Source organism: Halobellus sp. GM3, assembly GCF_052545375.1.
The window spans coordinates 231,369-252,663 of sequence record NZ_JBQWLT010000002.1 but is presented as its reverse complement, the minus strand read 5'-3'; the positions used below and the strand labels follow the sequence as shown (position 1 = coordinate 252,663).

The following is a 21,295-nucleotide window of genomic DNA, read 5'->3' as shown; positions in this document are numbered from 1 at the left end:
TTGATGTGGACTCCCGGCAATCAGTCGTCAGCAATAGGCTGGTGACTCTCACCGTTCAACATCCCACCATTCACACGCACGTCTACTTGTGCGTCTCCGCTCCCCGACGTGGGCGAGGAACGGAGTCTGTGTGTCCGCTTTCGAGCGTACCGCACGCCAATGTTCTTCGCAGCGTTATAATCCGCGTTCACCTCGTACCCGCATTTCTGGCACTCGAAGTGTTCGCCGTGGCGATTGCCGTCGTGCGTAAAGCCACAATCCGTCCGAGAACACCGTTGGGATGTGTGGTTCGACTCGACCTGCTCCACGGAGACCCCCTGTTCAGGGGCTTTGTAGGAGACGTATTCAAACAGGCGTCGGAACGCCCAAACGTGGTGCCACTTCGCGTGTGGAAGCCGCTCTCGAATGTCGGTTAACTCCTCGAACACAATAACGTTGCAGTCGTGTTCAACGGCTTCCGCGACAAGTTCGTTAGCGACCGTGTGGATGTACTGTTTCCGCCACGCTTCTTCGCGCTTCCCGAGGCGAAGCAAGGCGTTGTGCGCGGCTTGTGTGCCGCGCTGTTGCATCTCACCACGCCGCGTCTCAAACTCACGGCACCAGTGGTCGTAGTCGTCTCCCTGCCAGAACATACCGGTCGAGCAGACTGCCAACGAGTTGACGCCGAGGTCGATACCGAGGACCGTCTGGTCGGGGTGCCCGGTATCTTCCGAAACCTCTGCGTCACCGTCTATCTGCCGCGTCGAGAGTTGGATGTAGAACTCGTCGTCCACCGCGTCGTATCGAACCGTACTTTCGCGGAACTCGTAGTCCTCGGAGAGTACGTACCGCTCGTAGGGCGTCGGACTGTCTGCCGGGAGAACGAACGAGGGTTCGACTCGACCCTCGACAGTTGCCAGCGACACCTTGTTTCGGTAGAAGGTCGCGCTTCGCGTGTCGTAGTCCATCGTTTCAGCGGTGAACGTCGGTTGAGAGACGCGCTGTCCTTTCTTCCACCGTTTGACACACGCTTTGACGGCTTCGACGGCGCGTTTGATAGCGGCTTGGACGAGTTGTGCCTGTAGGTTTGTCTCCTCTCGAAGTGCGGAGTAGAGCGCGTCACGAACCTCTCGCTTGTTGGTCTTACACTCGATGTAGGAGGTGTCGGACCAACAGTAGTCGGCGGTTCGGTTCGCGCAGTACAGGTATTGCTCGGCGGTTCGGTGGAGTGCGTCGCGTTGCTCGTCGGAAACGTCGAGTTTCACGACGGTGGTTCGACGCACATCCATAACTTCAGAGAGTGACTGACGGTACATATACGTTCGGGAGTCAGTCGGTCGTAGTATGCCGGTTGTGTCGTACTATGTCGGGTTCCTCTCCGGCCTACTCGCTCACTCCGTTCGCTCCTTGAGGTCGGAGGCTCCACCTCGAAAATGCTGACTCGGTGGCGGTGGCTCACCGGTCGGCCACGCCGCCGTCCGCGTGTCGGTAAGCACGCACAACCCCTGGCCGCAGGCGCGTCCCGAACTCCGTGGCGACGTTCGAGAACCGGTAGTACCGACCGTCGACGCCTTGTTTCATCTTTCGCACCCGCGCCCGGCCGCGTCCAACGAATGCGAGTGTCGAGAACGTTTCACCCACCTTATCTGCACTGCCGCGCCGCTATGTGGCTCATAACTAATCAGCCGTAGCCGGTACTCGACAGAGTCGAAGACGGGGTCACGCGATGGAATACGGGTACGTACTGCTCTGGGCGGTGATGTTCGTGACCGTCTCGGCGCTCGGCCTCCCGCTCACCAACGCGCTTTTCTCCCGTCTCCCGGGGAGCGGCTCCGGGTTCGCGCCGGCGGTTTCGATCGGCGTCGTCTCGCTCGTCGCCTTCTGGCTCGGTCAGGTTCGCTTCGGCCCGGTCGTACTCATCATCGGAGTCGCGGCGCTTGTGGCCCTGAGCGGACTCGCCGTCCGCGCCGGCGCCGAGATACACTGGCGGGCCTTCGGTGAATCGATGGGCGTCTTCGCGGCCGCTTTCGGGTTTATGATCGCCATCTACTCGGTCGATCCGGGGATCCTCCCGTTCACCGAGGACTTCCTCGACTACGGGATGATGCGCGCCGTACTTCGGGCACCGCAGTTGCCCCCCGAGGACTTCTGGTTCGCCGGCGAGTCCGTCCGGTATTATTACGGGGGACACCTGATCGCCGCGCTGGAGACGTCGGTCACGGGAACGCCTCCCCCGGTCGCCTACAATCTCGCGATTGCCGGATTTTACGCCACGCTCGTCTCCGGGGCGTACGCGATGGCGGGGGCGGTCGCCGCCTCGAACAGTCGTTCGAGGCGGCTCGGGGGCATCTTCGGAGCGTACTTCGTCGGGTTCGCGTCGAACCTGCTCGCGCCTTTCACGTTCCTCCTGTGGGTGATTCCGGACGCGGTCGCGCGCCCGCTGGCCGCATTCGCCGCGGAGAAGACCGCCCCGCAACTCGGGTGGTTCTCGGAACCGAATGCCGTCGTGTACTGGACGCCGAGTAGAGTCGTCGAGGGGACCATCAACGAGTTTCCGCTGTTCTCCTGGCTCCACGGCGAACTTCACGCTCAGATGACGAGCGCCCCCTTCTTTCTGGTCGTCGCCGGGCTCTGTTTCGCGTACTTCCGAACCCCCGAGGAAGCGCGCGGCGAACGCCGCCGTTTGGCGTTCGTCGCCGTTCCGATCGCCGCGGGGTTCGCGATGCTCGTCGACATCTGGACCGCTCCCTCGTCGCTCGGGCTCTTCTGGCTCACTCTCGCGTTCTCCCCGGCGGCTCTCGGAACGCTGCTCCCCGATCGGATCCGGGCTCCGCTCACCCTCGTTCGTGGGGGGACCCGCGAGTCCGTGAAGTCCCGCGCTACGTTCGAGCTCTTGCGGTTCGGCGGCGCGACCGCGTTGACTGCCGGGATGGGGTTCGCCGTCGTTCTCGTCGCTGCGCCGCTTCTTCTCATCGCGACCGGTGGCTCCGAATCCGTCGGCTTCGTCGCCAGCACCGAGCGTTCGACGCTCCTTTCGTTGCTCCTCGTTCACGGCGGTATGGTTTCCGTACTCGTCGTGTTTCTCGGCGCACGCGTACGATCACGTCAGTCTGGGAACGTCGGCAGTCCCTTCCTCGTCGTGGTGGCGTTCGCCGCACTGGTCGTTCTCTCGGCGGTTACGAACGCGATGGCACTCCTCCTCGTCGTTCCGCTTCTGGCGGTGAGCTGGGTGCTGTTACGGACCGACGCCGGGGGGTACGAAGTCGTGCTGATCGCCGGCGGCGCAGGCCTCGTTCTCGTCCCGGAGTTCGTCTACCTCCACGGTCACGAGTACCTAGCGACTCGACGGATGAACACCGTCTTCCGGGCCTATCTGCAGGCGTGGGTCCTCTGGGGCGTCGCAGTCGGGGGAATCGTTTCGACGCTCGTCCGAGTTCCCGAAACCTCACCGCTGTCGCTCCCGAAGCGGGACGCCCTTCGGACGGCGTTCGTGTGCGGCCTCCTCGTATCGACGGCCGTTTACGGAGGTGTCGCCGCGTTCAACCACTTCGACAGGGCATTCGAAGAACCGGACGACCGGTGGGAGATTCAGGGATACGTCTATCACGCGGCGTACGCGCAGGACGGGCCGAACTCCCCGACGCAGCCGCCGACGCTCGATGGCCTACTCTGGGCCGAAGTGATGTACCCCAACGAAACGGCCGCCGTCAACTGGCTTGATCAGAACGCGTCCGGGACACCGACCATCGTGTCCGCACCGGGCGGGCGCTGGGAGTGGCGGAGTCCGGCCGCCTCGTTGACCGGCGTCCCCACCGTGGCCGGGTGGGGCCACGAACTCGTATACCGCGACTGGGACGAGTATTACTCCCGGGTTTCGGACGTGCAGCTGATATACACCGGCACCCCCGAAGAGCGGGTGGAACTCCTGAAGCAGTACGACGTGCAGTACGTTTACGTCGGACGCGACGAGCGGATCCGATACGACATCTGGGAATTCGCCGTTCTCAACGGAGTTACGGTCGCCTACGATCGCGGAGAGCGGTGGAACGAGTCGGTCACGATCTACCGGATCGATCAGTCGGCGTTGGCGTACGCGCCGACCCGATTCGACGGGAGGCGGATCAGTCCCGGTGACCTCTCCGTCAATCGGAGCGTGGCGGACTGGCGTGAAGAGTCCCTTGTCGCGAACGGCTCCGGCGGCGCACTCGCTTGGTACGGACCGGAAATGCACCTACCGCCGGGAGCGTACGAAGCGACGTTCGAGATCGACGTGAACGCGACCGACAACGCCGCGGCGTCGGAACCGAGAGTTACCGTCGACGTTGTTCGCGGGGCGAAGAGCAGGGGGATGGCGGACTTTCGGGTCGTCGGCAACGAGTCCGTCGGACCGACGGACGGCCCGAGAAACGTCACGGTGTCGTTCAGGCTCACCCGCCCCGCGACCGACGTTGAGTTCCGCGGGACGCTCCGAGAGGGCAACGGCTCCGTGAGGCTACACGGGATCAGCGTCGCTCCCCGATCGGAAAACGTAACGAAAAACGTGGACGCGCCGCGGCGGGGGTAGCGACTGTCGTGCGGGCACTGTTAACTTCCGCGCCGCTCTTCTTGTGCCGCTTCCGTTTCGTCGTCCTTCTCGCCGAACGCGTCCTGCGTTACGAGGTCTCGACACCGTTCGAATCCCGGATTCTCCACCGTCGCGCTCTCATCGCCCGCCTCGATAACGAGCGAACGGATGATGTGTTCTCGGTTGTTGGTATCGTCGTCCTCGTCTCGGAACCCGTTGGTACCATCGAACGGACCGTCGAACCGTCGGTCGGTACCGTTCAGGAAGTTCAGACGCACCCGGTCGTACTCGTCAGCGTTCACCGTCGCCGTGGTGCAACAGAACGTCACCTCGGCCTCGAACGGATCTTCGACGATGACCGTGTTCATCGCGCACGCGTCGTCTCTTCCGTGTTCGTCGCCCGCATCGTCACAGGATCCGGGGCGGATAGTGATCGGCTCTTCCGGGTCTAGCTCGATTACCTCGGGATCGTCGATGTCCCCTGAGAGGAACTGCCAGTCGGTCACTCCGTCGCCGTCGCCGAACGGGTCCAACTTCGCGTCCTCGCCGAAGACCGACTTCACGGAGAGACAGAACTCCTCCGCTTCCAGCCCGCGGAATACGGCTCCGTCGTTTCGGCCGGACGACCCCCAGGCCCAGTTGAGGACCGCCTCTTGGTCTCCGAGCAGGAACTCGTCGGTGGCACCACCGTAGCTGTCGTCGAGAACGACCCATTCGCCGTCGACGGGGAGTCCGCAAACGAGAACTGTCGCGGCGCCGCCGGGGTCATCGTCCCCGCCCTGAACGAACACCAACGAGAGCCCTTCCGGTCCGTCGTAGAGGAACAACCGACTCGTCTGCGCTTCTTCGAGCGGTGACGGGAGGTTCGCCTGCCTCGGGTCCTCCACGTCGATGTCGCCCTCGTATCCATAGGCGTCGACGACGTCTTCGTCACCCCGTAGGGGTTCGATTTCGGTGCACGTCTCGCCCTGTGTGACGGCGAAGAGGTAGTCCCCGCTTCCGCTGGCGGCTCCCGCCAACTGCGCTCCGCCGACCGCTCCGATCACGGTCGCGGTCCCGGCCCCTTTGAGTACGGTGCGTCGACTGAGGCGCTCGAGGATCTCTTCGCGCTCCATAGCGTGACAAACGAATACCACCGTGGAGTTAGTTATAGACAGAGACGTTATGGGAAAGGGAACCCTGTTCGTCTCGCCACTGACGAGCTCCCGGCCGGGATTTTGAATATGACCGTCCTAGTCTCGAAGTCGATCGCTGAAATGTACTCACAATCCCGAAGGCCACCAGAGCTGGGCGGGTGCATCTGGAAGACGTATAGTAGCGTTTGCAACTGATCGCTCATTCGGTCGCACGACTGCTCGTGATTAGAAATTCGACAGAGAGCCGCTGAAGCGTCCGTTTTCGTCTTCGAAAACGATACGCCAGTAATCGGATTGATACCGGATAGATGCAGTAATCTCTACGTTTTCGCGCCCTAGTGACGGCCTGTGAATCCGGCCGTTCGGAAGTGAGAGCGATTCTCTCCGAACTGGTTTGTCCCCCCACCGCTTCGGCACGATCGGTCCCTCTCAGTTGCCGGTGTCGTACTTGTAGGTCGCCTCCGAGGGGTCGATCCCGAAGTCCTCGGCCGTCTCCTCGACGCCGACCTCTCCGTCCTCCGGTTGGTCCGCCGGCTGCGCCTCTTTGAATCGATCGCGGAACTCCCCCGGCACGTCGAATCCCTCGGCGCGAACGGCCATCGCGATGACGTCGTCGCCGCGTTCCCCGCGGACTTCCGCCAGCCGGGCTGCGACCGGCTCCGGGAGGCCGCTCGTCTCCTGCGGCTCGAATCCGAACGGCGTGAAGTACGCCGGCTGTCGCGTGAACGTGTAGACCGTCTCGTATCCCTCGTCGCTGGCCTCGGCGACGAGCCGCTCCATCACGTGCGCGCCGACGCCCTGCTGTCGCCACGGGGGGAGCGTATAGACGAACGCCAGTTCGCAGAACTCGCCGCCGTCGGTTTTGTGGACGCGGATACGGCCGAATCCGGCCTTCCGAGACGTCTCCTCGTCGAGGGCGATCACGTAGTCCCGGGACCGAAACGCGGGGTCGTCGATGTCCGCCTCCTCGATCCTGTCGAGTAACCAGACCTCATCGCGGTTTTTCGCGTCCCGGACGTACATATCGACGTCTAGGAAGCCGGGAAGGAAGTGTATTGCGGCGCGGACAGGACGTATCGCTGCCGGCGGGTCGGAGCGCCCTCGCTGTCGCTCGGATCTCCAGTGCGGGGGATGGGATTTGAACCCACGAACCCCTACGGGAGCGGATCTTAAGTCCGCCGCCTTTGGCCTGGCTCAGCCACCCCCGCGCAAGCGAGCATTCCGCGGACGACCGGATAGTGGTTTCGCTTCGACGGACGCTGACGACCTACCAGTCGACGCTCAGGGTACCGTCGCCGTGGGGGTCGGGCGCGATTTCCTCGTCGGTTCGGCGATCGATGACGTGGATCACGCCGCGGTCTTTCTTCGCGGGGCAGACCGACGCCGCGCGGACGTTCTCGTCGAGTTCGTCCTCGCCGATGAAGTACGATTTCGGGCGCGCGAGACCGGAGGTGATGTCCATCTCCCAGTTGGCCGCGACCTCGGCACAGCGACCCGCGCCGATGCATTTGTTCCCCTCGAAGATGATCTTGTAGGGCTTCTCCGAGACCGGCGGGGCGTTCGCCTCGTCGCCGATGTCGCTCGGTGAGAGGGGCGCGTCCTCGCTGTCGTCGACCTCACTCATACGTCGGCGTAGCGGCGGCGGCGTCTTTGCGCTGTCGGTTCATCCCCTCCTTCTTTATCGTCGAGATTCACGGGACACGTATGTTTTCGCTCGCACAGGCGGTCGCGACGGTGCCGTTCGCCGCAATCGGAGGCGTCGCCGCCCTCCTTCTGATCAGCGCCTTCTTCTCCTCGTCGGAGATCGCGCTCTTCTCGATCGACGACCTGTTCGTCTCGGGGCTCGATGCGGGCGACGACCGCGTCGCCGCGCTCCGTCGACTCCGAAAGAATCCCCACCGCCTCCTGGTGACGATCCTCGTCGGCAACAACGTCGTCAACATCGCCATCGCATCAATCGCGACGACGATCCTCGTCGATCGGCTCCCGGCCGGGTACGCGGTCACCGCCTCGACGGTTCTCGTGAGCGTGCTCGTACTCGTCGTCGGAGAGATCTCGCCGAAGTCCTACGGCGTCGCCAACGCCGAGTCGTGGTCGCTGCGGGTCGCCCGGCCCCTCGAACTCGTACAGACGGCGATGTTCCCGCTCGTCGCCGGCTTCGAACTCGTCACCCGTGGGGTCGTCCGCCTGACCGGCGGCTCGACGGCGTATCAGCCGGCGGCGGTGACCCGCGCGGAGGTGAACGCGTTCGTCGAATCCGCCGAACGCGCCGGCGTCGTCCACCCGGGCGAGCGCGAACTCATCCAGCGAACGCTCGAGTTCTCCGGGACGCCCGCCCGCGACGTGATGACGCCGCGGGACCGGGTGATCGCCGTCGAGGCCGACGCGACGGCCGAACGGGCGATCGGCCTCTGCGCCACCCATCGGGTCACGCACCTGCCAGTGTACGAGGGCTCTCTCGACCGGATCGTCGGCTCCGTGGACCTCCGGGACCTCGTCGCCGAGCTCGAAATCGGCGGCAGCGGCGACGGAGAGAACAGCGGCGGAGCCGAACGGGGCTCCGTCTCGGCGCCCGGATCGAATGCGGCGTCGGTGTCGGCTCACCTTCACCCTGTGCTCTCGATCTTCGGCGACAGAGCAGTCGACGGCGTCCTCCGTGATCTCCAAAACGAGCGGTTCGCGCTGGCGGTCGTCCTCGACGGATCGGGAACCGTCGAGGGAATTCTCACGGCCGAGGACATCGTCGAGGAGTTAGTCGGCGAGATTCCGGAAGGCGACGACCCCCCGTCGATCACGCGCGTCGCAGGGCAGGCAGTGATCGCTCGCGGCGACGCTCCGCTGGGAGAGGCCGTTCGGCTCCTCGACGTCTCGCTTCCCGCCGACGTCGGGACTGAGACGTCCGTCGCGTCGTTCCTCGCGGGCGAGCTCGGACGCGCGCCCGTTTCCGGCGACGTGATTCGCTCCGCCGGAATCCGCCTCACCGTGGGCGCCGTCGACGGGGACGAGGCCGTCCGCGTCCGAATCGAAGCCGACTCGGATGGGGGCGAGAGTCGGTGAAAGCCCCGCAGAACGCGACTACTCGACGTCGACTGATTCGATCTCGATGTCTCGGACCGGTTTGTCGTCGCTGTCGGTCGGGACGTCGCCGATCTCCGTCACCACGCTCATCCCGTCGACGACGCGCCCGAAGACCGCGTGGCGGCCGTCGAGATGCGGCTGGGCGCCGAGCGTGATGAAGAACTGCGAGCCGTTCGTGTTGGGGCCGCGGTTCGCCATCGAGAGGACGCCCGCGCCGTCGTGGTTCAGGTCCTCGTGGAACTCGTCGTCGAAGGTGTAGCCGGGACCGCCGCGTCCCGTCCCCTCGGGGTCGCCGCCCTGGATCATGAAGTCGTCGATGATCCGGTGGAAGACCGTGCCCTCATACAGCGAGTCCGTGCGCGTCTCGCCCGTCTCGGGGTCGCTCCACTCCTTCTCGCCGGTCGCGAGACCGAGGAAGTTCTCCACGGTTCGCGGGGCGCGCTGCTCGAACAGTTCGAGCGTGATGTCGCCCTTCGTGGTGTGCAGCGTAACGACGGGGTTCTCGGGGTTCTCCAGATCGGAGTCGTCGACCATACCGTGGGGAGGAGCGAGGGATACAAAACGGTGTCCTCTCTCGACGCTCCCGACCCCGAACTCATCGCCGGTCAGAACGCGCGGAGGTCGTCGAGGACGGCCTCGGCCGCGCCCGACTCGATGCTTTCGCGCGCCATCTCCAGCCCCTCGTCGATGGTTTCGGCGTCCTCGCGGGCGTAGATCCGGAACGCCGCGTTGAGGGCGACAGCGTCCGCGAAGTGATCGTCACGCTCGCCGGCGACGACCGCCTCGGTGAGGCGCGCGGAGTCGCCCGCGACGTCGTCGGGGTCGACCTCGAGGTCCTCGTACTCGAATTCCATCCCGTACTCGGGGGTCTCGATCTCGTAATCCCGGAACTCGCCGTCAGTCCACTCGCCGACCTTCGTGTATCCCGGCCGGATGTCGTCGTAGCCCTCCATGCCTTGGAACATCACGACACGACGGGGGCTCTGTGAGTCCATCCGATCGAAGGTGTCGACGATCTTCTTCGCGAACGCGAGGTGGTAGAACGAGCCGAGGTGGACGTCGGCTCTCGCGGGGTTGGCGATCGTCTCGACGGTGTTGACGAACGTCCGCACGCCCATCTGATCGCGGCGGTCCCACAACGCGTGCACGCGCGGGGCGAACTCGGGCTGGTAGTAGAACCCGAACCCGGTCTCGTCGACCATCTCGGCGCTCTCGGCGGGTGCGAGTTCGGTCCGGACGCCGAGTTCGTCGAGGACGTGCTTGTAGGCGTCCTGTTTCTGCGTCGGGACGCGGTCGCCCGAGTGGACGACGACGGGCGTGCCCGCGCCGGCCGCGACGATGCCCGCGGCGGCCCCGAGGATCGCGGTGTCGCCCTTGCCGTCGTAGTTGGCCCCGCAGTCGACGGGGTCGCAGTCCGGCTCTGCGTAGACGACGTCCTCGGCGATCACGTCGGCGTAGGCGGCGAGTTCCTCTGCGACGTTGTGCTTCCAGCGGTTCGCGAGCCAGAACGCCCCGAGCGTGGTGTGATCGGGCTCGCCGGCGAGGATGCGTCGCATCGCCTCGGTCGCCTGCTCGCGCGAGAGGTCTTCGGCGGATTTGACCCCCGTTCCGACGACCTCCGTCATCAGTCGTTTCAGCGGCCACTCCCCGTATTCGGCGGTTTCCGGCGATTGCGCCATATGTCACCGCGTACGGATGCGACCGCCAAAAGTGATCCGTTCGGTTCTCACGGCGTCGGATCGATCGCGCGGACCGAGGCCGAAATAGGTACGTCCCTCGGGCTCGAAGGCCGCCCAATGAGCGCACTGGACGAGGACTGGCGCGCCGACCTCGACGACGTCGACGCCGCGCTCGTCGACGGGTACCAGAGCGGCTTTCCCGTCGTCGAACGGCCCTTCCGCGTCGTCGGCGAGGAGCTCGGAATCGGCGAGGAGGCGGCGCTCGACCGTGTCCGCCGTCTCCGCGAACGAGGGGTCTTCCGGCGGTTCGGCGCGGTGTTGAACCCGCCCGTCATCGGAAGCTCGACGCTCGCGGCCGTCTCCGCGCCCGAAGAGCGGTTCGAGGAGATCGCCGACGTGATCAACGGCTACCGACAGGTGAACCACAACTACCGACGGGACCACGCGTGGAACATGTGGTTCGTCGTCACCGCGGCCGGCCGCGAGAAGCGCGATTCGATCCTCGGAGAGATCGAGACGCGGACCGGCTGCGACGTCCTGGCCCTTCCGATGCTCACCGACTACTACATCGACCTGGAGTTCCCCGTCGTCAACGACGACGCGTTCGCACGGGAGAGCGTGGCGTCGACGGACGCGTCGGCGACTCGGATCTCCGAGGAGGCCGCCGGCCACCTCTCGGAGCTGGAGGCGGCCGTCCTCGTCGAGATTCAGGACGGCCTCCCGCTCTCTGCGACGCCCTACCGCGACGTCGCCGACGCCGTCGGCGCGGACGCCGGCACCGTCGTCGACGCGGTCGAACGCCTCCTCGAGGGCGGCTGTATCAAGCGCGTCGGCTGCGTCGTCAACCACGTCGTTACCGGCTTCGACGCGAACTGTATGGTCGTCTGGGACGTCCCCGACGGCGAACTCGACGCGCGCGGCGAGGCGGCCGGCGAACTCCCGTACGTGACGCTGTGTTATCACCGCCCGCGGCGGCCCGAGCAGGGGTGGCCCTACAACCTCTTCACGATGATCCACGGCCGCGAGAGCGACGCCGTCGACGCCAAGATCGACGAACTCGCCGAGGAGTACCTCCCGTTCGACCACGAGCGCCTGTACTCGACGGAGACGCTGAAACAGACCGGCGCGCGCTACGACGAACTCGTGAGCGCCCGGCCGAGGTCGTAGCGGCGGCCGGGACCGGGTAGCACCGGTTCGCGCTCGAGGTGTCGCTCCCGGTGAGTACGCTCGGGGGCGACGTCGGGGAACTACGCGTCGAGGATCGTGGACAGGAGCTTTCCCTGTGCGGCCGCGACGTGCTCTGCGAACGTCGAGCGATCGATGCCGAGTTCGTCCGCCACCTCGCCTGCGTTCGCGCGCTTCGGATACTCGAAGTAGCCCATCTCGTGGGCGGTCCGAAGCACGTCCCGCTGTCGGTCGGTCAGTTCGCTCCGGTCGACGAGCACGAGATCCCCGCTCCCGCTACCGCCGCCCGATCGGACGAGTCGATGCAACGAGACGCCGTCCCAGCGCTCGTCGAGTCGCGCGATCACCTCGCGCAGCGTGTCGACGTCGGGGGCGTGGAAGCTGATCGTCAGATCGCCGTCGCGGGAGAACACGTCGCGAATCGGACAGCCGAACTGCTCGACGCACTCACAGAGACACGTTCGCGCCTGTGATCGCTCGAATCTGTACACCCGCTCTGAACCGTAGGCGAACACCTCTCGCATCTCGGTGTCGGCGGCGGAGACGGCGCCGTCGCGCTCGGTCCCGTCCGGGGTCGTCGGCGACTCCAGCGTGAACTCCTCGACGACGTCGTCGCTGGGATCGCTCGGCACGGACTTCGAGACGGCTGACGCCTCTCCCCCCGTCGCGGCCGACGCCAAGGCGGCCGGGCAGTCCGACGGGGAGTCGATCGCGATCTCCGCGCGGATCCCACTCATATCTGTCCCGAGGGCGTGCGATACCAATAATCGTTCGTCATCGATCACGGTTTTTCCACCGGCTGGTTAAAAATGCCCCCGATACCGGGGGTGGCGCTATACCTCACTCGCCGTCGAACTACTTCGTGTCTGGTGGCGGGTCTCGACCACCCCCCACGAACCGACACCACGGTCACAACAATGAAACGACGAAACTCCCCTGTTGCTAAACTCGGACACGTCGCGGCGCACACTCCCGACCTCGACGAATCACTGTGGTTCTTCAACGAGGTGATGGGCTTTCAGATCACCGAACGCGACGGTGACACCGCCTACCTCCGCGGAATGCGCGACTGGGAGCATCACACCCTGAGTCTCACCGAGAGCGGTCAGACCGGCGTCGACCACTTCGCGTTCAGGACCGAGAGCGAGGCGGCGCTTTCGGACCTCGAGGCCCAACTGAAGGCGGAGGGAGAAGAGGTCACGCACGTCGCGGCCGGCGAGGAGAACGGCATCGGCGAGGCGATCCGCGTGGACAAGTTCGGTCACAACTACGAGTTCTACTGGGACGTCGAGAAACCGCGCGCGCCCGAGGGCCAGCGCTCCGGCCTGCTCAATCGCAACTACCGCGAGTCGCTCGCCAACCGGATCGCGCCGCGGCGGATCGATCACATCCACGTGAACGATCCCGGCGAGAACGCGTTCAAACACGACGAGTGGCTGCGCGAGACGATGAACTTCCAACTGAACGAGCGCTACGAGGACAAAAACGGCGAGTACTGGGGCTGGTGGTACGCCGTCACGCCGCTGCCGCACGACATCGCGATCCACCGCGAGGCCGAGGACGACCCGACGCAGTTCCACCACGTCGCGTTCCACCTCGACAGCCTGCAGGACCTCTGGACGGCGGGCGACATCTGCAGCGAGCACGGCTTGGAGATCAACAACCGCAGCAACGGCCCGGCGATGCACGCCATCACGCGCGCTGACTGTATGTATGTGAAGGATCCCGCGAGCCAACTGCGCCTCGAGCTGTTCGCCGGCCCGGGCTATCTGAACTTCGAGCCCGACTGGGAGCCGATCGAGTGGAAAGAGGAGTCTCTCGGCGGCCCGACCAACCACCAGTGGCACGGCGGCGGCCCCACGTGGGACGGCATCGACTACGTGTGATCACCATCACCACGGGTGCGGGCGACCCACGATAAACGCCCGCCGCGCACCGCTCCCGATCCACCAATTATCCCCCTTCCCGAACCGGCGAGCGGCGACGTCGCCGAAGCGCTACTGCGAGAGCGGCGAGAGCCGATAGAGCATCCGCGCGGCCCCGAGCGCGCCCGTCTTCGCGAGCGCACCGCTCTTGTACGCGCCGTATTTGGCGTACCAGCCGCTCTTCCGCGCGCCCGCGCCGGCGTAGTGGCGCGCGGAGGTCGGAATCGGCGTCCGACGACCCTCGACGCGGGTCGCGCCGTCGCGGATCGCATCGAGTACCACGTCGGACGTCAACTCCGCGCGCGCGACGTCTTCGATCTCGATTTCGGTGTACGCGCGGCCGACGTACCCGACCTTGTGGGCGTCGCTGCCGGCGACGCCGGGGTAGCCGTTGGCGTCGGCGTAGCGCCGAGCGCGGCGGTTCTTCCACCCCGTGAACGCCCACGAGTTGTACACTTCGATGGCGTCGGGGTCGACGCCGGAGAGGTTCCGTTTGCGGACGCCGTGGCGACTCCGCTGGAACGGGTGCGGGACGATCGCGACGCCGCCGCGGTCGCGCACCCACGCGGCCGTCTCGTCCATCGGTGCGCGACGCGGCGGCATCTCCTCGACGCCGAGTGCGAGCAGGTGGCCGTCAGCCGTCGACACCTCGACTCCCGGAATACCGACGAGCCCGTACACCGGGGCTAATTCGGCCGCGCGCACGGATTCGTGCACCACGTCGTGGTCGGTCACGACGACGGCATCGAGTCCGATCTCTGCGGCCTGTTCTAAGAGTAACTCCACGGGGTCGGTCCCGTCGTAGGAGGCCTCCGAGTGGACGTGCGGATCGATTCTGACGGTGAGCGACACGAACGGAGGTTGGGATCCGGGGAAGTAAAGGCTGTCTCACAGGGGGTAACACACTGCGAGCGAATCGATATCGACCGGCAGACCCACGGGCCTCCGATCGGCGAAAACGGGACGGAACCGTTATACGGGAGTCGAATGAGGACCCACTATGCGGATACCGAGCGGGATCAGCGGCTTCGACCACCTGATCCAGGGCGGATTCCTTCCGGGGCGGTTGTACGTCCTCTCGGGGCCACCGGGGAGCGGCAAGACGACGTTCACCGCCCAGTTCACCGCGGAGGGACTCAGGAACGGAGAGAACTGCCTCTACATCACGATGCACGAGTCGCGCGAGGAACTCGTCGACGACATGTCGAACTTCGAGTTCGGCTTCGAGACGCTCACAAACTCCGAGCAGTTCCGGTTCGTCAACCTAGCGAGCAAGCAGGGAAAACGCCTGCTGAATCAGTCACAGAGCGGCAGTCCGTCAAGCGTACAGAGCCTGACGGACAAGATCGTCGCGTTCGTCAACTCCCGGGACATCGACCGGCTGGTCATCGACTCGACGATGCTTCTGGAGCTGTTCTTCGCGGACGGCGACGAGGAGATGACGCGGTTTCTCACGGCGCTGAAAGAGTGTGGCGCCACGACGCTTCTCATCTCGGAGATGACCGACCCGAGCGCGTACTCCGACGAACACTACCTCGCACACGGCGTCATCTTCTTCCACAACTACCTCGAGGCGACCGGTATGACGCGCGGGATACAGGTCGTGAAGATGCGCGGCACCGACATCGACTGTGACATCCGGTCGCTCCGGTTCACCGACGGGGGGATCGTCATCGACCCGACCAAGCGCGTGGACTTCTGAGATGTACGAACGCGTCTTCGATACGGACTGGGAATCGCTCTCGGGCGAGAGCGCGCTCCAGCGGATGTACGCCCTCGGTATCGCCGCCGAACTCGGTCACCGCCACCCCGAAGAGCGGTCGCGGATCCGGGCGCTCGCCTCCAGCGCGTACGAGCGCAGCGTCCTCGATCTGGCCTTCGAGGAGGGAAAGCGGAACGTCGCGGACGTCCGCCCGCTCCACGACAGTGACGAGGCGGCGTGGGAGGAACTCGTCGAAGGCGAGGAGTCGCCGACGCCGCCGCCGGAGTCGCTCTCCGTCGACGACCGACCGGTGGAGCTCCCGGACGCGATCGACCGACCGTCGCTGCTCGACGGCTTCGACGTCGACGACCTCGAACGACTCCGCCTCCCGCCGCTGCTCAGACGCGACGAGGAATGAACGACTGCGATTCGACTGCCGGCGGGTCGACTGCCTGAAGGGGAACCTCTCAGCGGCCGCCACGTCCGCGAGCGTTTATATACGAAAACGAGACCAGTACCCGTATCACGTAGCAGCCGCCCCCCGCCGAGTCGCGGTTGTTCGGCACGTCGGCGCGGGGAACCGGTCAGAGACGACCGTGAGGGAACGCTCGGACCGAAAACTGGCGTGCCGACTGTTCGCAACAGCGCTCCACCGGACGAGGGCGAAGTTCTTGACGCTCCGTCCCCAACGGTGGGTATGGCGAACGAAACGACAGAGAGCGACGCGGCGGAGCGAGCGCTTCCGGAGTCCGAAGACGAGTGGCGCGAACGGCTCACCGAGGAGGAGTACGCGATCCTCCGCGAGCGCGGGACGGAGCCGAAGTTCAGCGGCGAGTATCTCGACGTCCACGACGACGGGACCTTCAGGTGCGCCGGCTGCGGCGCCGACCTGTTCGACAGCGAGACGAAGTTCGACTCCCAGTCGGGGTGGCCGTCCTTTTTCGACGCCGACGAGGGCGCCGTCGAGACGCGGACGGACACGCGACACGGAATGCGACGCGTCGAGGTGCTGTGTGGCAACTGCGGCGGCCACCTCGGGCACGTATTCGAGGACGGCCCGGAGCCGACGGGCAAGCGCTACTGCATCAACTCCGTCGCACTGGATTTCGACCCCGAGGAGTGAGCGCCGCGAGCGGAGCGGTCGGCGACCATCACTCCTCGGCCGCGAGGTTCGTCGTGAGGACGGGCGCGGACGCGCGGGCGACGACCTTCTGGGAGACGCTCCCCATCAGGTTGTTCGCGTAGTCGCCTCGGCGGGTCCCCATCGTGATGAGGTCGGCGTCGATCTCCTCGGCGTACGCGAGGATCTCGTCAGCCGGGTCGCCCTGTCCGATCGCCGTCTCGACGGCGATACCGGCGTCGCGGAGACGCGTCGCCGCGCGGTCGGTCGCGGCCTCGCCCTCGCCGGTCAGCTCTTCGAGCACGTCGGTTTTCATCTCCTCTTGGAGCGTGAGGAACGCCCTGTCGTCGACGACGTAGAGGACGTACACGGTGGCGTCGCGACGACCGGCGATGTCGGCCGCGGTCTCGACGACCGCGTCCATCGAGTCGGTTCCGTCAGTCGGCAGCAAGATTCGCTCGAACATATGGCTCTGTCGGACGTTTCACCCGCGGCACCCTATATCCTCCTTTCTCGTTTCGCGGTTGCGGCTGCGGTGCGGCCGCGGCGTTGAAGTCGCTGCCGCCCCTCAATCCGAGCGATGGATTCGCGGCTCGTTCCGCAGCGCTGGCCGACGAGACCCGAGACGGCCGTGTTCGTCTCCGGAGTCACGAGTATGGGCCTCGAGATCCTCGCCGGACGGATCCTCGCCCCGGAGTTCGGAAGCAGCATCTACACGTGGGGCGGCATCATCGGCGTCTTCCTCGCCGCGCTCAGCCTCGGCTACCACCGCGGCGGGAAGCGAGCGGCCGAGAACGCGTCGCACGCCCGTCTCGTCGGCGTCTTCCTCGCGACCGCGCTCTACGTCGCCGGCGTGGTCCTCTTCGGAGATATGGCCGTCCAGTCGACCGGGATACTGCCGCTCCCGAGCCGGTTCGCGTCCCTGCCGGCGATCACGCTGCTGTTCGGGCCGCCGACCTACCTCCTCGGATACGTGAGCCCGTACGCCGCGGAGCTCGCCGGCGGCGACGTCGGCGCCACGGCGGGCCACGTCTACGCAGTGGGGACCGTCGGGAGCATCGTCGGCGCGTTCGCGACGACCTACGTCCTCGTGCCGGCGCTCTCGATCCCGCAGATCGGCCTCGTCCTCGGTCTCTCCGCGGTCGCCGCAGCGGCCGTCGTCGCCGTGCCCGACCTCGATCGGCGCGAGAGCCTCCGCGTCGGCGGCGTCGCGCTCGCGCTCGTCGCCGCCGCCGCCACCGGCGGCGTCGGCCCGAGCGTCGTCGGTGACACGGTTTACGGGACGCAGACCGCCTATCAGGAGCTCCGCGTCGTCGACCGCGGCGACACTCGGACGCTGTATCTCGACGGGCAACCCCACAGCGCGATGGACCGCGAGGACCCCACGCGACACGTCTTCGAGTACACGCGGTACTTCCACGCGTCGCTGCTCTTCACCGACAGCGTCGACGACGTCGACCGCGTGCTGTTTATCGGCGGCGGCGGGTTCACGGGGCCGCGGATCTTCCACGATCGATACCCGAACGTCACGGTCGACGTCGTGGAGATCGACCCCGCGGTCGTCGACGCCGCCGACCGGTACTTCGGCGTCCCCGACTCCCCGCGGATGAACGTCCACGTCGACGGCGGTCGACAGTACCTCGAAGAGACCAACCACACCTACGACGTGATCGTCCTCGACGCCTACCGAAAGGACACCGTGCCGTTTCAGCTGACGACGGTCGAGTTCATGCGCCTCGCCGCCGAGCGTCTCGACGACGACGGCGTCCTCCTCGCGAACCTCATCTCCGCGCCCACGGGACCGGCCTCGGAGTTCTACCGCGCCGAGTACAAGACGATGCAGGAGGTGTACCCGCGCGTCTACAGCTTCCCGACCGCCGGCGGACCGGTCGTCCAGAACATCGAGGTCGTCGCGACGAAAGACGGGACGCTTCTCACCCGCGAGACGCTGCAGTCCCGGAACGCGGATCGTGACCTCGGAATCGACCTCTCCGGGGACCTCTCCTCGTACCGCCGGGACGAACCGACCGGTGACGTGCCCGTCCTCAGAGACGACCGCGCGCCGGTCGACAGCCTGATGGACGGGATGGTCGGCCAGCGCTACGTGCAGGTCCGCGCGAACGAGTCGGCGTCGGTCGCCACGGCGACGGCGACACCCGGTTAGCGGCTTTCACCGACCGCGGTCTCTCTTCAGAACCCGCCCCAGCGGATGTACACCATCACAGCGACGATGCTGAGTTGCAAAACACCCTGCACGCCGCTGAGTTTCGCGTTTCGCATCCCGATCGATCCGATGAGGTCGGCGTCGGGGCTCTCTGAGGTCATCTCGAGGTACATCCGGGCCTCGCCGGGAAGCAGGACGCCGAATCCGAGGACCGTGAGGACGGTGACGATGGCGAGCGCGAGCAGAATCGCCGCGCTGGGCATCGCGAGCGCTCCCAGGTTCGCGACGAGCGAGGCGGCCCCGCCGCCGACGATGACGGCGAAGAAAGCGAGCCAGCGCCAGTCGGTGAGGGCGTCGAACTGGTAGCCGACCGCGAGCAGCGCGGGCCCCATCGCAACGACGGAGAACAGCCCGCCCCACGCGGCGAGACCGGGGAGCAAGCCGAGATCCGCCGCCAGCACCATCCCGCCGATGATCGTGGTGAACGCCAGCGTCGGCATCAGAAACGTCATCTTGGGCGTGAATCGCTGGAAGACGGCCGCGCGCCGCTCGACGGCGAGCCCGCCGAGGACGGGACCGAGAACCAGCGCCATAAACAGGTCGATCCCCGTCCAGAGCACCCCAGCCATCACGTGGACGTACGTTAACTGCTGTGTCGTCCCGAACAGGACCGCCGCGACGAGCAGCGCCACGGGAACGAAAACCGCACCGGCCCCGAACGCCGGGTTCGCTCGATCCGCCATTCCCCGAACCGTGTCAGTGATCGATACGCTCACGGTGAGGACGGAACGACGGGCGGACTAATAGCTACCGGTTGTCACATTCGGCGGCGCCGCTGAAGCGATCAGCCACACCGTTCGACGGCGTGAACGCTATCGGGCGTAGTGAGTTGGAAAATCGCGGTTGTCGTCGTCAACAGAACGCGAGGCGTTCTGGCCGGGTCACGAGCGCGAAGCCCTCGTGAAGACCGGACGGCGACGGTGTAACCGGATTAGACGCGGACGACGTTCGTCGCGCGGGGGCCCTTGGGGGCCTGTTCAATCTCGAATTCGAGTTCCGTACCTTCTGTGAGATCTTCGCCGCCGATGTCTTCCATGTGGAAGAACACGTCCTCGTCAGCGTCTTCTGTCTCGATGAAACCGTAACCGCCCGTGTCGTTGAAGAAATCAACCGTACCGTTTGCCATTGCAAATAGACGAATGTCCGATTGACGGATAAGGCTTCCGTATTCGTTTTCAAAATCGCCCGGTAGAATATACAGATATCCGATTATAGAGAGAATTGGTTTGATATCCGGTATACGGTCGCTTTCCGGAGACAAAGGACGACAGTTCGACGATCCAATCGGGAATTCTGCCGGAATCAGCAGCGCGGGTTCACTCCCCGCGCGGGAAGTTGTCGATCGTATCCGCGCGGAAGGCGTCCTCGTCGAACTCGTAGTCCGTCTCGAAGAACTCCAAGAGCGTCTCGGTGTCCCGCATCGCGTTTTTCAGGCTGGTCGAGGCCCCCGGCGAGGGCGTGATGTTGAAGATGATGTCGTCGCCGACGATCTTCGCCTCGCCCATGTCGAGCGACTTCGCGCTCGTGTCGACGATCTGGGGGCGGACCCCGCCGTAGCCCTTCGCGCGCTCGATGTCGTCGAGTTCGACGCTCGGGACGACCTTCTGGACCTCCGGGAGGAACGACCGCGCGCCGAGGTTCGGGACGTCGTACAGGAGGTTCCTGAGCACGTAGGGGAGGAGAATCCGGTCTGCGAGGATGTTCCCGTAGCTGAGGAACGACGCGGCGTTCAGTCCGAACACGTCGAAGAAGTCCCCCACGGTCGAGACGCGGCCCCGTTCGAGCGTCGGGACGAGCTTCGCCGTCGGCCCGAAGCGAGTGACGCTGGAGTCGTGGACGTCGGCGTCGCCGTGAACCGCCGCGAACGGCAGTTTCTTCATCTGAAGCGTGTAGACCTTCCCGTTCAGCAGGTCGTTCGCGAGGAAGAAGCTCCCGGCGACGGGCAGAAGCACCATATCCTCGCCGTAGCCGAGCTCCTTTGCGATCTGGAGGCTGTGTGACCCCGCGGCGACGACGGCGACCTCGCAGTCGAAGGGCCCCCGACTCGTCGAGAGCGTGTACCCATCGGTGCTCTTCGTGACGTCTTCGACCTTCGTCCCCGTGTAGACGTCGACCGCGGACTCCTCGCGTGCGCGCTCGACGAACGACTTCGCCGTCGCGCCGTAGTCGACGACGTACCCGTCAGGCGTCTGCAGCGCGAGCATCTCCTTGTCGGGGTCGCGTCCCTCCACGACCTTCGGTTCCAACTCGCCGATCTCCTCGCGACCGATCGGCCGGAGCTTCGGGAACAGGTCGCCGAATCCCTCGTCGTGGTAACGGCGTTCCAGCTTCTCGACTTCCTCCTCGCCGACGCCGAGGACCATCTTGCTGCGTTTCGCGTGCATCTCGCGGTCGGCATCGTGGTTCTCGAGATAGCCCGCGAGCAGTTCCGCGCCCGTCTTCACGCCCTCGGCCTTCTCCAAGGTGTAGTTGGTCTCGATGTCCCCGAAGTGAAGCGTCTGGGAGTTGTTCGTGTGATGTGAGTTGATCGCCGCGATCTCCGGCTCCTTCTCGATCAGGGCGATGGAGTCGATGTCGGTGAACTTCGCCGTGGTGTAGAGAAGCGATGCCCCACTGATACCCCCGCCGACGATGACGAGATCGTATTTTCCAGACATGATCGTAGGTGTGTCTATCGTGACCGCTGTGCTCCAGCGGGATAAC

Annotated in this window: 21 protein-coding genes and 1 tRNA gene; 8 read left to right on the top strand and 14 right to left on the bottom strand. The window is 65.5% G+C overall.

Annotation, left to right across the window (positions count from 1 at the left end; genetic code table 11):
* Window positions 1-20: 20 nt before the first annotated feature.
* Both ACT3HL_RS04035 and ACT3HL_RS04030 read right to left on the bottom strand, forming a co-directional pair.
* On the bottom strand, window positions 21-1,268 hold the full coding sequence (locus ACT3HL_RS04035; RefSeq protein WP_445085525.1) for an RNA-guided endonuclease TnpB family protein: 1,248 nt from the start codon (window positions 1,266-1,268) through the stop codon (window positions 21-23).
* Window positions 1,269-1,434: 166 nt separating this feature from the next.
* Entirely contained in the window at window positions 1,435-1,560 is a 126-nt protein-coding gene (locus ACT3HL_RS04030) for a hypothetical protein (RefSeq protein WP_445085524.1), read from the bottom strand.
* Window positions 1,561-1,705: 145 nt separating this feature from the next.
* Between ACT3HL_RS04030 and ACT3HL_RS04025 the strand changes: the two genes are divergently transcribed.
* The gene (locus ACT3HL_RS04025) at window positions 1,706-4,543 is read left to right on the top strand and encodes a DUF2298 domain-containing protein (protein WP_445085523.1); all 2,838 of its coding nucleotides are present in this window, start codon (window positions 1,706-1,708) and stop codon (window positions 4,541-4,543) included.
* Between the two features lie 20 nt (window positions 4,544-4,563).
* On the opposite strand, the gene ACT3HL_RS04020 is transcribed toward ACT3HL_RS04025, so the two are convergent.
* The 4 genes from ACT3HL_RS04020 to ACT3HL_RS04005 form a co-directional block, all read right to left on the bottom strand.
* Complete coding sequence (locus ACT3HL_RS04020; protein WP_445085522.1) at window positions 4,564-5,658, bottom strand: hypothetical protein; 1,095 nt, start codon at window positions 5,656-5,658, stop codon at window positions 4,564-4,566.
* Window positions 5,659-6,108: 450 nt separating this feature from the next.
* Window positions 6,109-6,702: a GNAT family N-acetyltransferase gene (locus ACT3HL_RS04015; RefSeq protein ID WP_445085521.1), complete on the bottom strand. Its 594-nt coding sequence runs from the start codon at window positions 6,700-6,702 to the stop codon at window positions 6,109-6,111.
* Between the two features lie 100 nt (window positions 6,703-6,802).
* Window positions 6,803-6,887: transfer RNA gene (locus tag ACT3HL_RS04010), tRNA-Leu, on the bottom strand.
* A 59-nt stretch (window positions 6,888-6,946) separates the two neighbouring features.
* Complete coding sequence (locus tag ACT3HL_RS04005; RefSeq protein ID WP_445085520.1) at window positions 6,947-7,303, bottom strand: ferredoxin; 357 nt, start codon at window positions 7,301-7,303, stop codon at window positions 6,947-6,949.
* Between the two features lie 80 nt (window positions 7,304-7,383).
* Between ACT3HL_RS04005 and ACT3HL_RS04000 the strand changes: the two genes are divergently transcribed.
* Window positions 7,384-8,736, top strand: a complete 1,353-nt coding sequence (locus ACT3HL_RS04000; RefSeq protein ID WP_445085519.1) for a CNNM domain-containing protein — start codon at window positions 7,384-7,386, stop codon at window positions 8,734-8,736.
* Between the two features lie 18 nt (window positions 8,737-8,754).
* Here ACT3HL_RS04000 and ACT3HL_RS03995 read toward each other — a convergent pair whose 3' ends face one another.
* Both ACT3HL_RS03995 and ACT3HL_RS03990 read right to left on the bottom strand, forming a co-directional pair.
* The gene (locus tag ACT3HL_RS03995; RefSeq protein WP_445085518.1) at window positions 8,755-9,291 is read right to left on the bottom strand and encodes a peptidylprolyl isomerase; all 537 of its coding nucleotides are present in this window, start codon (window positions 9,289-9,291) and stop codon (window positions 8,755-8,757) included.
* Window positions 9,292-9,362: 71 nt separating this feature from the next.
* A complete protein-coding gene (locus tag ACT3HL_RS03990; protein ID WP_445085517.1) occupies window positions 9,363-10,436 on the bottom strand; it encodes an anthranilate phosphoribosyltransferase in 1,074 nt (357 codons plus the stop codon).
* 117 nt (window positions 10,437-10,553) lie between these two features.
* Here ACT3HL_RS03990 and ahbB point away from each other — a divergent pair, with 117 nt between their 5' ends.
* A complete protein-coding gene (ahbB, locus tag ACT3HL_RS03985) occupies window positions 10,554-11,603 on the top strand; it encodes a siroheme decarboxylase subunit beta (RefSeq protein ID WP_445085516.1) in 1,050 nt (349 codons plus the stop codon).
* Window positions 11,604-11,683: 80 nt separating this feature from the next.
* Here the strand turns inward: ahbB and ACT3HL_RS03980 are convergent, their stop codons facing one another.
* The gene (locus tag ACT3HL_RS03980; protein ID WP_445085515.1) at window positions 11,684-12,358 is read right to left on the bottom strand and encodes a helix-turn-helix domain-containing protein; all 675 of its coding nucleotides are present in this window, start codon (window positions 12,356-12,358) and stop codon (window positions 11,684-11,686) included.
* Window positions 12,359-12,538: 180 nt separating this feature from the next.
* Between ACT3HL_RS03980 and ACT3HL_RS03975 the strand changes: the two genes are divergently transcribed.
* Window positions 12,539-13,507, top strand: a complete 969-nt coding sequence (locus ACT3HL_RS03975) for a VOC family protein (protein ID WP_445085514.1) — start codon at window positions 12,539-12,541, stop codon at window positions 13,505-13,507.
* 111 nt (window positions 13,508-13,618) lie between these two features.
* On the opposite strand, the gene ACT3HL_RS03970 is transcribed toward ACT3HL_RS03975, so the two are convergent.
* On the bottom strand, window positions 13,619-14,398 hold the full coding sequence (locus tag ACT3HL_RS03970) for a CehA/McbA family metallohydrolase (RefSeq protein ID WP_445085513.1): 780 nt from the start codon (window positions 14,396-14,398) through the stop codon (window positions 13,619-13,621).
* A gap of 148 nt (window positions 14,399-14,546) precedes the next feature.
* On the opposite strand from ACT3HL_RS03970, the gene ACT3HL_RS03965 reads away from it, so the two are divergent.
* The 3 genes from ACT3HL_RS03965 (at window position 14,547) to msrB (ending at window position 16,371) form a co-directional block, all read left to right on the top strand.
* Window positions 14,547-15,248, top strand: coding sequence for an ATPase domain-containing protein (locus tag ACT3HL_RS03965; RefSeq protein WP_445085512.1), 702 nt, complete (start codon window positions 14,547-14,549; stop codon window positions 15,246-15,248).
* 1 nt (window position 15,249) lies between these two features.
* Window positions 15,250-15,666, top strand: coding sequence for a hypothetical protein (locus ACT3HL_RS03960; protein ID WP_445085511.1), 417 nt, complete (start codon window positions 15,250-15,252; stop codon window positions 15,664-15,666).
* Window positions 15,667-15,945: 279 nt separating this feature from the next.
* The gene (gene msrB, locus ACT3HL_RS03955; protein WP_445085510.1) at window positions 15,946-16,371 is read left to right on the top strand and encodes a peptide-methionine (R)-S-oxide reductase MsrB; all 426 of its coding nucleotides are present in this window, start codon (window positions 15,946-15,948) and stop codon (window positions 16,369-16,371) included.
* Between the two features lie 28 nt (window positions 16,372-16,399).
* Here the strand turns inward: msrB and ACT3HL_RS03950 are convergent, their stop codons facing one another.
* Window positions 16,400-16,834 (bottom strand): universal stress protein, encoded by a 435-nt coding sequence (locus ACT3HL_RS03950; protein WP_445085509.1) that lies wholly within the window; start codon window positions 16,832-16,834, stop codon window positions 16,400-16,402.
* Window positions 16,835-16,948: 114 nt separating this feature from the next.
* Between ACT3HL_RS03950 and ACT3HL_RS03945 the strand changes: the two genes are divergently transcribed.
* Window positions 16,949-18,532, top strand: coding sequence for a fused MFS/spermidine synthase (locus tag ACT3HL_RS03945; RefSeq protein ID WP_445085508.1), 1,584 nt, complete (start codon window positions 16,949-16,951; stop codon window positions 18,530-18,532).
* A 26-nt stretch (window positions 18,533-18,558) separates the two neighbouring features.
* Here ACT3HL_RS03945 and ACT3HL_RS03940 read toward each other — a convergent pair whose 3' ends face one another.
* From ACT3HL_RS03940 to ACT3HL_RS03930, 3 genes are all read right to left on the bottom strand, one after another.
* Window positions 18,559-19,275: a hypothetical protein gene (locus tag ACT3HL_RS03940; protein WP_445085787.1), complete on the bottom strand. Its 717-nt coding sequence runs from the start codon at window positions 19,273-19,275 to the stop codon at window positions 18,559-18,561.
* A 248-nt stretch (window positions 19,276-19,523) separates the two neighbouring features.
* Window positions 19,524-19,718 carry a cold-shock protein gene (locus ACT3HL_RS03935; RefSeq protein ID WP_121559490.1) on the bottom strand — a complete coding sequence of 65 codons (195 nt, stop codon included), beginning with the start codon at window positions 19,716-19,718 and terminating at the stop codon, window positions 19,524-19,526.
* Between the two features lie 190 nt (window positions 19,719-19,908).
* The gene (locus ACT3HL_RS03930; protein ID WP_445085507.1) at window positions 19,909-21,249 is read right to left on the bottom strand and encodes an FAD-dependent oxidoreductase; all 1,341 of its coding nucleotides are present in this window, start codon (window positions 21,247-21,249) and stop codon (window positions 19,909-19,911) included.
* Window positions 21,250-21,295: the final 46 nt, after the last annotated feature.

Excerpts from the sequence above, each read along its gene's own strand:
- ACT3HL_RS04035 (WP_445085525.1), bottom strand. The coding sequence starts at position 1,268 with ATGGATGTGCGTCGAACCACCGTCGTGAAACTCGACGTTTCCGACGAG.
- ACT3HL_RS04030 (WP_445085524.1), bottom strand. The coding sequence starts at position 1,560 with ATGAAACAAGGCGTCGACGGTCGGTACTACCGGTTCTCGAACGTCGCC.
- ACT3HL_RS04025 (WP_445085523.1), top strand. The coding sequence starts at position 1,706 with ATGGAATACGGGTACGTACTGCTCTGGGCGGTGATGTTCGTGACCGTC.
- ACT3HL_RS04020 (WP_445085522.1), bottom strand. The coding sequence starts at position 5,658 with ATGGAGCGCGAAGAGATCCTCGAGCGCCTCAGTCGACGCACCGTACTC.
- ACT3HL_RS04015 (WP_445085521.1), bottom strand. The coding sequence starts at position 6,702 with ATGTACGTCCGGGACGCGAAAAACCGCGATGAGGTCTGGTTACTCGAC.
- ACT3HL_RS04005 (WP_445085520.1), bottom strand. The coding sequence starts at position 7,303 with ATGAGTGAGGTCGACGACAGCGAGGACGCGCCCCTCTCACCGAGCGAC.
- ACT3HL_RS04000 (WP_445085519.1), top strand. The coding sequence starts at position 7,384 with ATGTTTTCGCTCGCACAGGCGGTCGCGACGGTGCCGTTCGCCGCAATC.
- ACT3HL_RS03995 (WP_445085518.1), bottom strand. The coding sequence starts at position 9,291 with ATGGTCGACGACTCCGATCTGGAGAACCCCGAGAACCCCGTCGTTACG.
- ACT3HL_RS03990 (WP_445085517.1), bottom strand. The coding sequence starts at position 10,436 with ATGGCGCAATCGCCGGAAACCGCCGAATACGGGGAGTGGCCGCTGAAA.
- ahbB (WP_445085516.1), top strand. The coding sequence starts at position 10,554 with ATGAGCGCACTGGACGAGGACTGGCGCGCCGACCTCGACGACGTCGAC.
- ACT3HL_RS03980 (WP_445085515.1), bottom strand. The coding sequence starts at position 12,358 with ATGAGTGGGATCCGCGCGGAGATCGCGATCGACTCCCCGTCGGACTGC.
- ACT3HL_RS03975 (WP_445085514.1), top strand. The coding sequence starts at position 12,539 with ATGAAACGACGAAACTCCCCTGTTGCTAAACTCGGACACGTCGCGGCG.
- ACT3HL_RS03965 (WP_445085512.1), top strand. The coding sequence starts at position 14,547 with ATGCGGATACCGAGCGGGATCAGCGGCTTCGACCACCTGATCCAGGGC.
- ACT3HL_RS03960 (WP_445085511.1), top strand. The coding sequence starts at position 15,250 with ATGTACGAACGCGTCTTCGATACGGACTGGGAATCGCTCTCGGGCGAG.
- msrB (WP_445085510.1), top strand. The coding sequence starts at position 15,946 with ATGGCGAACGAAACGACAGAGAGCGACGCGGCGGAGCGAGCGCTTCCG.
- ACT3HL_RS03950 (WP_445085509.1), bottom strand. The coding sequence starts at position 16,834 with ATGTTCGAGCGAATCTTGCTGCCGACTGACGGAACCGACTCGATGGAC.
- ACT3HL_RS03945 (WP_445085508.1), top strand. The coding sequence starts at position 16,949 with ATGGATTCGCGGCTCGTTCCGCAGCGCTGGCCGACGAGACCCGAGACG.
- ACT3HL_RS03940 (WP_445085787.1), bottom strand. The coding sequence starts at position 19,275 with ATGGCGGATCGAGCGAACCCGGCGTTCGGGGCCGGTGCGGTTTTCGTT.
- ACT3HL_RS03935 (WP_121559490.1), bottom strand. The coding sequence starts at position 19,718 with ATGGCAAACGGTACGGTTGATTTCTTCAACGACACGGGCGGTTACGGT.
- ACT3HL_RS03930 (WP_445085507.1), bottom strand. The coding sequence starts at position 21,249 with ATGTCTGGAAAATACGATCTCGTCATCGTCGGCGGGGGTATCAGTGGG.